This window comes from Pseudoalteromonas sp. 19-MNA-CIBAN-0066, assembly GCF_040308705.1.
Taxonomy (GTDB): domain Bacteria; phylum Pseudomonadota; class Gammaproteobacteria; order Enterobacterales; family Alteromonadaceae; genus Pseudoalteromonas; species Pseudoalteromonas nigrifaciens.
This window is the reverse complement of sequence record NZ_JBEONZ010000006.1, coordinates 150,029-159,611: the sequence shown is the minus strand read 5'-3', so window position 1 is coordinate 159,611 and position 9,583 is coordinate 150,029. Positions and strand designations below refer to the sequence as shown.

The 9,583-nt window shown below is 40.7% G+C and carries 10 protein-coding genes; 3 read left to right on the top strand and 7 right to left on the bottom strand.

The features are described from left to right. The first annotated feature begins 67 nt into the window (after window positions 1–67). Entirely contained in the window at window positions 68–568 is a 501-nt protein-coding gene (locus tag AAEZ18_RS06195) for a YoaK family protein (RefSeq protein ID WP_352255139.1), read from the top strand. A gap of 73 nt (window positions 569–641) precedes the next feature. Next, on the top strand, window positions 642–2,708 hold the full coding sequence (locus tag AAEZ18_RS06190; protein WP_179807504.1) for a TonB-dependent receptor: 2,067 nt from the start codon (window positions 642–644) through the stop codon (window positions 2,706–2,708). Here AAEZ18_RS06190 and AAEZ18_RS06185 read toward each other — a convergent pair. Continuing rightward, window positions 2,696–3,490, bottom strand: coding sequence for an AraC family transcriptional regulator (locus tag AAEZ18_RS06185; RefSeq protein ID WP_011329058.1), 795 nt, complete (start codon window positions 3,488–3,490; stop codon window positions 2,696–2,698). The genes AAEZ18_RS06190 and AAEZ18_RS06185 overlap by 13 nt on opposite strands. Window positions 3,491–3,604: 114 nt before the next feature. On the opposite strand from AAEZ18_RS06185, the gene AAEZ18_RS06180 reads away from it, so the two are divergent. Beyond that, complete coding sequence (locus tag AAEZ18_RS06180; protein WP_350551563.1) at window positions 3,605–4,798, top strand: MFS transporter; 1,194 nt, start codon at window positions 3,605–3,607, stop codon at window positions 4,796–4,798. Between the two features lie 80 nt (window positions 4,799–4,878). Here the strand turns inward: AAEZ18_RS06180 and AAEZ18_RS06175 are convergent, their stop codons facing one another. The 6 genes from AAEZ18_RS06175 to AAEZ18_RS06150 all read right to left on the bottom strand — a co-directional run bounded on the left by AAEZ18_RS06175 (window position 4,879) and on the right by AAEZ18_RS06150 (window position 9,449). Continuing rightward, window positions 4,879–5,316, bottom strand: a complete 438-nt coding sequence (locus AAEZ18_RS06175; protein ID WP_086993227.1) for a Rid family detoxifying hydrolase — start codon at window positions 5,314–5,316, stop codon at window positions 4,879–4,881. Between the two features lie 7 nt (window positions 5,317–5,323). Then, a complete protein-coding gene (locus AAEZ18_RS06170) occupies window positions 5,324–5,737 on the bottom strand; it encodes a GFA family protein (protein ID WP_350551560.1) in 414 nt (137 codons plus the stop codon). Between the two features lie 132 nt (window positions 5,738–5,869). Further along, entirely contained in the window at window positions 5,870–6,070 is a 201-nt protein-coding gene (locus AAEZ18_RS06165) for a hypothetical protein (protein ID WP_232503352.1), read from the bottom strand. Window positions 6,071–6,177: 107 nt separating this feature from the next. Then, a complete protein-coding gene (tyrS, locus tag AAEZ18_RS06160) occupies window positions 6,178–7,440 on the bottom strand; it encodes a tyrosine--tRNA ligase (protein ID WP_179807500.1) in 1,263 nt (420 codons plus the stop codon). 180 nt (window positions 7,441–7,620) lie between these two features. Further along, window positions 7,621–8,415: a LuxR C-terminal-related transcriptional regulator gene (locus tag AAEZ18_RS06155; RefSeq protein WP_179807499.1), complete on the bottom strand. Its 795-nt coding sequence runs from the start codon at window positions 8,413–8,415 to the stop codon at window positions 7,621–7,623. A 32-nt stretch (window positions 8,416–8,447) separates the two neighbouring features. Beyond that, on the bottom strand, window positions 8,448–9,449 hold the full coding sequence (locus AAEZ18_RS06150) for a fatty acid desaturase (RefSeq protein ID WP_011329065.1): 1,002 nt from the start codon (window positions 9,447–9,449) through the stop codon (window positions 8,448–8,450). Window positions 9,450–9,583 lie beyond the last annotated feature (134 nt).

Genomic DNA, 9,583 nt, shown 5'->3' with positions numbered 1-9,583 from the left:
GTGATGATGATTTTACCGACCTAATGCCGTGGAATGTGCAGCTAGACTTCGATTATAGCTAAGCGCACTGCTTAAATGCGCGCTTACGTTTAGTATCATAATTAGCTTTATGCTTGGCTCTGCGTTGTCGGGGTTTTTACTCAACGGTGGTTCGTTAAAGTTAGGCCGACATTACGATACTTTATTGTTTATTGAAGGGTTATTACTACTAGCCAGTGCCTACTTACTTTATAGCTCCTTTGTTTATGGCATAGTGCTGGCATCTGCCGCTTGTGGTTTACAAAATGCGCTGGCAACCAATTACAGTGGCGCAGTAGTACGTACTACACATTTAACCGGTATTTTTACCGACCTTGGTTTAATGATGGGCCGCGCATTAAAAGGCGATGCTGTAGATGGCCGAAAATTCATGGTGTTTTTACTGATCACCCTAGGTTTTTTATGCGGTGGTGTAATTGGGTTTATGCTATTTGAATTGTTTTCTGTAGCAACTTTAGTAGTACCGGCTGTTATGTGCTTTATTTTATCAATTACTTATCGGCTTTATCGTTTACGCAATACCGTTTAACGCAAGTTATTTCAATACGTTTGCCTAACGCTTACCATAGCACTATTGCCATATAATCAATGTGTAGGAATATATGAAACGCCATTACTTCCCCCCTTTGCTGTTACTCTCTCAGCTACCACTTATAGCCATTGCCAAGCAAAATGATGCTCAGCCAATTGAGCGCATAACAACCACTGCGTCGCGTGTTGAGGCGCTTAGTACACAGTTACCCGTAATTATTAGCGTGCTCAATGAAGCACAATTAAATGCCATTGCTCCTACGCATATTGAAGAAGCCATGCAAAGAGTCGCTGGCGCAAATATACAACGTGGTAATGGCCAAGAATATTTACCCGCGCTGCGCTCACCTGTTTTATCCGGCGCAGGTGCCTGTGGTGGTTTACTCACACTTGAGGATGGTATTGCACTAAGAGCAGCTGGGTTTTGTAATATAAACGAGTTGTTTGAAGCACATAGCGAAATGGCGCAGCGTATAGAGGTACTTAAAGGCCCTGGTTCTGCCCTGTATGGCTCAAATGCGGTGCATGGGGTTATTAACGTGATCACCCCAGATACAACGCAAGATGGCGGCTTAATCGGACTAGATTATGGCTCGTTTGGCTATAACCGCTATAAATTACGTGCTGGCCACGATATGGGCAGCAGTGGGTTAGGTATTAACGCCAGCATTACTGACGACAGCGGCTATCGCGATGATGAAAGCGTAAAACAACAAAAGGTAAACTTACGTCACCGGTATAATAATAGCGATTTAGCGCTTACTTCTGGGCTTACTTATACCCATTTAGATCAACAAACCGCAGGCTTTATTACTGGCCTTAAAAGCTATAAAGACGAGAGCATAGCACAACAAAACTTTGATCCGGATGCGTTTAGAAAAGCACGTTCGTTACGAGTATGGAGTAACGCCACTTGGCAAATAAATGACGATACACTCTCAACAACGGTGTATTTTCGTAACCAAAGTATGGACTTTTTTAAGCATTTTTTACCTGGTACGCCACTAGAGCACAACAGTCAAACCGGTGTGGGGCTGCAGTCGCTTTATCAACATCAGCTAGAGGATAATATTAAGCTTAACTTTGGCCTAGATGGCGAATACACCCGCGCCGACTTTTTACAAAGTCAAAACAAGTCAACTCAAGGCTCGGCATTTTTAGTTGCTACAGTACCCCAAGGTAAGCATTACGATTACGACGTAAATGCCACTTTATATGCACCTTTTGCCAGTGTTGATCTGCAACTAAACGATTGGTTAGTTACTCTTGGCGCTCGTTATGAGCACATGCAATACGACTACACTAACAACATGTTAGCGGGGCGCACGAAAGAAGACGGTACAGAGTGCGGATTTGGTGGTTGCCGATATAGCCGCCCTGCAAGTACAAAAAATAATTTTAGTAACTTATCGCCAAAACTTGGGGTTAGCTATCAGTACACTGTTAATAACCTGCTTTATGCTAACTTTTCGCGTGGCTACCGAGCGCCACAAGCCGCCGAGTTATATCAGTTACAACGCCAGCAAAACACCACTAATTTAAGTGCCGAAATAGCTAATAATGCTGAGTTTGGCTTAAAAGGCGTTTATCAAAATAGTCGTTATAATTTATCGGTTTATGCTATGAGTAAGCACCATACTATTTACCGCGACAGCGACTTTTTTACCGTGAATAATGGCAGCTCGCGCCACCGCGGGATTGAGTTTAAACTTGAGCATGCTCTCACCTCAACTTGGTCAGTTAACTTTGCCGCCAGTTATGCCAAGCATAGTTATACTAATGAGCAAATACTCAATAATATCAATATTAAAGATAATGATGTTGATACCGCCCCGCGTAAAATTGCCAATTTAGATTTAACCTGGCAGGCGTTTAATAACGCCAATGTGGCACTGCAATGGCATCATGTTGGTCGTTACTATACCGATCCTGAAAACTTACACAGTTATGACGGGCATGACATTTTAAGTTTACGAGCGCAGTGGCAAATAACAAATAACTTAGCGCTTGCAGCGCGTATTATTAACTTAACCGATACCGCTTATGCCGAGCGCGCCGATTACACTAGCTTTACCGGCGACCGCTACTTTCCAGGGCGGCCACGTAACGCCATGATCTCAGCAACTTATAGCTGGTAAACATCCAGATCGCTCATGTAACGCATGGGCGATTTTTTCATTACTTTTTTAAACATAGTAATAAACGCACTCACCGACTCATAACCTAATAGCTCCGATACCTGCTGCACACTTTGCTGATTAGATAACGCCTGCAGTGCAATTATAATATGCAATTGAGTGCGCCATTTACCAAAGGTCATACCGGTTTCTTTTTTTATTAACCGCGCTAAAGTACGTTCAGTTAAAGCAAATTGCTGTGCCCATTGTGGCAATGTTTTACGGCTATAAGGCTGGCTAATAAGTTGATTGCTCATGTTTTTAATAACACTGTTTTTTGATAGTACAAAGTCTAAAGGTTGAATTGGCATATCCACCAGCTGATCAAATAATACCTGTGCAAGCCGTGCGGTTTTACCCGTTAAGCTATAGTTTTGCTGATTACTTGCCAAACTAAGCATTAACTCTTTTATTAATGGGCTAATGGTTAATGTACAGGCTGTACTTGGCATACCTTGTAAGTTTGCATCAATAAATAAGTGGCATAAATGCGCATTATCAGATGCTCTATTACTGTGCTCTACATTTGCCGGGATCCAAATGGCGCTATGAGTAGGCACCATCCACATTTTTGTTGCCACTTCACAGGTAACATAACCGTGCAGGGCTAAAATTAACTGCCCTTTTGGATGAGTATGCAGCGGAATTTCACGGCTAAGCTGGGCATATTCTATTTTAGCAATAACCGGCTGCGGCATGATTTCAAAGTTTTTTATTTCATTCCAATCTTGGGGAAGCTGCATTTTGTCTGTTTTTAGTTATTTAATGTCTCTTTTACTAAATTATAGTGATGACTTAGCCTTTATACTAGTCTCTATTGCTTCTTGCTAAATAACCAACCTGCTAGGACGTTTACCTTGTTAACTCAACAATCTCAATCTCGCTTATCTTACGCATTATTAGTACTGGGAATTTTACTTATTGCCAGTAACTTACGTGCGCCAGTGACTGGTTTAGCCCCCGTGCTGGACCAAATAATTCTTAGTTTTAATTTAAGCGCATCACAAGCCGGTATGCTTACCACCTTACCGTTAATTGCATTTGCTTTAGCAAGCCCATTAGCCACTAGTTTAGCTAAAAGGCAAGGCTTAGAAGTGTCGCTTTTTATTGCCCTTATTTTAATTGGCTTAGGCTTAGCATCGCGCATGATAGATTCTGTGCCGGTACTTTATTTAGGCACCGCCGTCATTGGGGTCGGCATTGCGATAGGTAATGTGCTGTTACCGAGTTTAATTAAGCGCGACTTTGCACACAAAGTGGCTGTAATGACCTCGGCGTATGTGCTTGCTATGGGTATTTTTGGCGGTAGTTACTCAGCGTTAATTATTCCCCTTGCCGAATATAAACAAATGAGCTGGCAAATTGCTTTAGCCAGTTACGCGTTAATTACTTTAATAAGTTTATTTATTTGGCTACCGCAATTAAAGCTACGCACCAAACCGACTAAAGATCTGGTTGAAAACACCGGTGACGTTAAAGTGTGGCGCCAAGCCCTTGCGTGGCAAATTACCTTGCTACTTGGCTGTAACTCGTTATTTACTTATATAATTATTGGCTGGTTACCAAGCATTTTAATAGACAGTGGCCACAGCGCACAACAAGCGGGTGCACTGCAAGGCTCATTTCAGGTAGCTTCGGCTTTACCCGGTATTATCTTAATTCCCTTATTAGCAAAACTAAAAGATCAGCGCGTACTCACCTTTGTTTTAGGAGTGTTGGCAAGCCTGTCGTCGATTGGACTGTTGTATATGCCAGACTATGCGTCTGTGTGGTCAATCACTATGGGGTTTTGCTCGGGTGCATGCTTTATATTGGGCTTGTCGTTTATTAGTTTACGCACTCACGACTCACATCAAGCTGCGGCACTTTCTGGTATGGCGCAGTGTATTGGTTATTTACTTGCCGCTACTGGGCCTATTATTGCAGGTGCGCTGCACAGTTATTTTGGTAACTGGGCATCTACTTTATGGTTTTGCGCAGGTGCGAGCGCGCTATGTGCGGTGTTTGGTTATTTAGGCGGGCGTAATATTACTATGCGCAACAAAGCGTAAGCGTTAATTAAAAGTGGGCGGTGTAATCATTTGCCCACTTTTATAACTAATTATAGTTTAGTACTTTTTATATATTTAGCTTAAACAGCGCCAATACATTCAACCTCTACAACTGAATTTAGTGCTAACGCTTTTACTGCAAACGCACTGCGCGCAGGATATGGCGGGGTAAAGTATTCAGCATATATTTTATTAAACATTTTAAAGTCATTTATGTCGGTTAGCATAACCGTACACTTTACTATGTTTTTCATACTGTAATTATGCTGCTCTAGAGTACTTTTTATATTTTCGAGCGTTTGCTTAGTCTCTGCTGCAAAACCACCTTGTGCTAGTTTACCACTGCTTGTAAGCCCAATTTGACCCGACATATACAAGGTATTATCGACCCTTACAATTTGCGAAAAAGGTAAACTTGCTGAGGCCGCATTTAAGTGCTCAATATCACTGTTTTTTGCATTAGCAAAACCACTGCTCAATACACTGGTGAATAAGGTAATTAATGTTATTTTTTTCATCATAAACCTAATTTTTTGGGGTGGTGGCAAATGCAGGCACTTGCACTAAATCGTTCAACCAACTAACGCTAGACTGACACCAAATTTGCGCTACTGGCGTAAACTCATCGCGTTGATCAACCGCCCCTATTCTAAGGCCATATACACGGTTTTCTGTCGCTTCGTTGGTAGCATAAAGTGAGGTGCCACAATTACCACAAAACCCTTGCGCACGTTTATTACCACTTTGCGCCGTTTTTATATATTCTTTAGGCTTACCTTGCGTAAAAGTAACACCGTTAGGCTCACTCATTATTACCGCTCTAAATGGCCCACTCGACATGCATTGGCAATCACTACAGTGGCACACTAATAGCGTGTTACTTTGTGTTTTCGCTTGGTATTTTATGTCGCCGCAGTAACAGCTTCCAGTTATGTTCATTTTATATATCCATTATTTTTAACGAGCTCCACCCTTAAGGGTGCTTCGGTATTACACGAGTTTTATACTAAAAGTGTACCTGCATAGCAATAAAACACCACAGCCTAAAGCAACTATTTAGTGCCTCTAAATTTATGGTAAATACTGTTTAAACCAACGAAATAAATTAAAAAAGCGTGATTTAGCAATATGCTTATCAGCACTGTTTTTATTAAGCGCATCACGGCGCGCTTGCGCTATATTTGCTTTAGCAGCAAAGCGCAAGCGTTGCTCATTACTAAGATCGTCTTCAAAGTTAAGCTGTAACTTTTTTACCTCACGGCTACGTTTCATTGAACTACACATAGTACTACCTCAAAAAGGCTATTAACCTAATTAGTAGACAGGCTATGTGCGTTTTTTATTTCATAGGATGTTCAATTCAACACGCCTGTAACACTTTAAGCTAACTTAATAAGCCTAAATTGCTTTTTACCACGCTGCATTACCCAAAAACGATCAAACAGCGGAAAATCTAACTGTGCGTGCTCATCTGTAATGGCCTCGCCATTAATTTTAATCGCATTCGCGTTTATTAACTCACGTGCAGTACGCTTTGAGCTGGCCAGTTCACTTTTAACCAGTAACTCAGCAATATTAATTTTCGCGTCGCTAATAGCGTGTACGGCGAGCCCATCTTGCTCTAATTGCTCAAGCTCTGCCAAGGTGAGTGTTTGTACTTGGCCGTTAAACAATAATTGCGTAATGCGCTGCGCGCTTGCTAAGCCTTGTTCGCCATGTACAAAGCGGGTTAATTGCTCGGCTAAAATACCTTGCGCTTGAGGCTTTTGTTGGCTGGTAATGTCATTCGCTTCAATGGCTTCAATTTCTTTTACCGATAAAAAGGTGTAAAAACGCAAAAAGTTGTATACATCGGCATCGTCACAATTTAACCAAAATTGGTAAAAGCGATACGGTGAGGTTTTTTTCGGATCAAGCCAAATTGCGCCGCCTTCCGTTTTACCAAACTTAGTACCGTCTGATTTAGTAATAAGTGGCAAAGTTAATCCATACACAGTTTGCTTATTTAAGCGGCGGGTTAAATCAATCCCACTTACTATATTCCCCCACTGATCGTTGCCGCCAATTTGCACACTACAACCCAGTTCGCTATTTAATTTAGCAAAGTCGTACGACTGCAATAAAGTGTAACTAAATTCAGTAAACGATAAACCTTGATCAGGGCGTTGCAAACGTTGCTTTACCGACTCGCGGTTGATCATATTATTAATTGAAAAGTGCTTACCTACATCGCGAAAAAAATCCAACACTTCAATACCGCTAAACCAGTCGGCATTATTTTTTAATTGAATTGGCTCGCTTAAATGCGGGTTCATTACGCTCTCTACTTGTGAGCTTAAATCTGCTACCCAACCTTGTACGGTTTCTTTACTGTTTAAGCTGCGCTCGGTGGCTTTAAAGCTTGGATCGCCAATTAACCCGGTTGCGCCACCAATTAATGTCACCGCTTTATGGCCGGCATCACTAAAACGCTTTAACATTAGCAAAGGTACTAAGTGGCCAATATGTAAACTGCCCGCGGTAGGATCAAAACCACAATACACAACTTGCGAGGTTGCTAATAACTGCTCAAGCTGCGCTAAATCACTAACCTGAGAAACCAGGCCGCGATGTGTAATATCTTCCAGTAATTGTGTTGTCATTGTATTTATCCCACACACATGTGTTAATTAGTTAGGGTAAAAATACTAATTAAAGCTGCTACACAACCATATATCCCTAAAGGGATAGAAAGTACTTTATATTAATCAATTTAAGTAGAAGCGCTGTTTAACGGTGCGAAAGTAGTATTAAGGCAAGGCAAATATTTATGCTAACTAATCTTACTCGCTAGTGATTAAGTGGTTTAAAAACAGCTGAAAAAACTCACTCAACGAAGACACTTTTAATTGTGCGTAAATACGTTTACGGTGGTTTTTAACTGTACCTAAGGTGATATTTAATTGCTTAGCAATATCGTTAGAGTCGCAGCCTTGCACTAATAGCATAGCTATTTGTCGCTCGCGGGTGGTAAGTTGCTCGTTGGCAAAGGTAGCTAAGCCACGCTCAATTAATCGCCCTGTAGCTGTGGTAGTTAAAGGCCCAAGCAATAATAAGTTATTGCCCCAATGTTGGCGGCATAATGCTTTTATAAGGCTAAAATGAGCTATTAAGGTGCTTTTTTGTGCGGCGCTAAAGCGCTGTTTGCTTTCTAAAAAGCCTAAATAAATAACAATCCAGCGGCTCTCATCTGTGCGCACACTTATACTTAGTTCATCTACCCAACCGGTTTCGTTATAAAACTGTTGCTGGTATTGGGTATAAGCTGCTAAATCTTTATTTGCACTGATATCGACTAACCGATACACACCTTCATGGCCACTTTTTGACAGTTCAATATAAAAGGGATCGTTAATAAACGAATTGGTTAAATAGCGCTGAAACAATAACTCGCGTCGAGTATCTATCGAGTCGTATAAATAAATGGGGTGTTTATGGGCTCTACAGCCTAAAATCACCGCGCAGTCAAATTGCACTAAATGAGCAATGTAATTAACTATTTTTTGTGCAAAACCAGTTGAATTGATTGCTTCAACACATTGCGCAATTAGCTCATTTTCAGTGGGTTTTGCAATCATTACTGCCACGGTGTTTTAGTTAAATTAAAAGTTTAATTGGCGTTAGCATTATAAAAATTTGCCTGTTTAATACTGGCAAAATCATTAAAACGCACGCCATGTTCGCGCATTACATTTAGCACTTTTTTACTTAGCATTTGGCGTAAATAAAATGGCTGATTTGGCACAAAGTGATGAATACTATGGGTTTTACCAAAGTTAAAACAAAACAAGTGAAACGGCATAAATACCCGACTGGTTAACACATGGGTTTGCTCCAGCATATTGGTTACACCGCCATAGTAATGCATGCACGAGGTAACAAAATTTAGCGAGCTCGAGCGCACAATATTAGGTACAATTAACACCACCATTAAAAACTCAAATAGCGACATAGTGCTTAATAACCAAGCCGGCGAGCTTTGTGCAAGCCCAGTAAATAAATTAACACCATGAAATATAATTACGCTGTATAAAACAATAAAGTAAGCGGTGGTAATAGGAAAACCGGCATTAAATATCTTAAAAAAGTGAAAGCCTTTAATTTCTTTAGAAAAACGTTTGGCGTTAATTAATAAGCCTAATAAGCCATCCACAATAACCAACGCGCGTAACAAAGGATTTTTAATACCGTTACCCACTAAGCGCTCTTCTAGGTCTTGTTGTGTGCCTGAAGTTTTATGATGGTGTAAATGTAACTTACGACGATACCAAGGGCTGATAGTATTAGGGCGCATTAACCACACGGTTAGCATCATAAAATTATGCATAAATGGCTGATTACTAAAATACTGTTTATGAATTAAATCATGCTCTAACTCATGCGAAATAGATGCAGCCATAGCAGCTAAAATAATACATAACCACGCAGGAATAATGGCTAAATAATATAAAAAGCCAACCCCAACTAATGCCCCAAGAGATAACAGTAAAATAACCAATCCCAAGGTATTTTGATGCGTTAATAATGGATGCTTAGCGCGTAGCTTCGCCTCTTCAGCCTTAATAGCTTTAACAATGGCTTGAATATTTTCTTTTGCACTTAAATGAGTCATAAATTACAACCGATCAATTATGTTGGGGCGGATAATACCCGAACTGGTAAAAAAAACACCTTTGAGAGTACTTTCTTATGCTCTTTGATACTAGTTGCTAATGCTTTTACACGCTAATTACTGCAAAAAACAAC

Excerpts from the sequence above, each read along its gene's own strand:
- AAEZ18_RS06190 (WP_179807504.1), top strand. The coding sequence starts at position 642 with ATGAAACGCCATTACTTCCCCCCTTTGCTGTTACTCTCTCAGCTACCA.
- AAEZ18_RS06185 (WP_011329058.1), bottom strand. The coding sequence starts at position 3,490 with ATGCAGCTTCCCCAAGATTGGAATGAAATAAAAAACTTTGAAATCATG.
- AAEZ18_RS06175 (WP_086993227.1), bottom strand. The coding sequence starts at position 5,316 with ATGAAAAAAATAACATTAATTACCTTATTCACCAGTGTATTGAGCAGT.
- AAEZ18_RS06170 (WP_350551560.1), bottom strand. The coding sequence starts at position 5,737 with ATGAACATAACTGGAAGCTGTTACTGCGGCGACATAAAATACCAAGCG.
- AAEZ18_RS06165 (WP_232503352.1), bottom strand. The coding sequence starts at position 6,070 with ATGAAACGTAGCCGTGAGGTAAAAAAGTTACAGCTTAACTTTGAAGAC.
- tyrS (WP_179807500.1), bottom strand. The coding sequence starts at position 7,440 with ATGACAACACAATTACTGGAAGATATTACACATCGCGGCCTGGTTTCT.
- AAEZ18_RS06155 (WP_179807499.1), bottom strand. The coding sequence starts at position 8,415 with ATGATTGCAAAACCCACTGAAAATGAGCTAATTGCGCAATGTGTTGAA.
- AAEZ18_RS06150 (WP_011329065.1), bottom strand. The coding sequence starts at position 9,449 with ATGACTCATTTAAGTGCAAAAGAAAATATTCAAGCCATTGTTAAAGCT.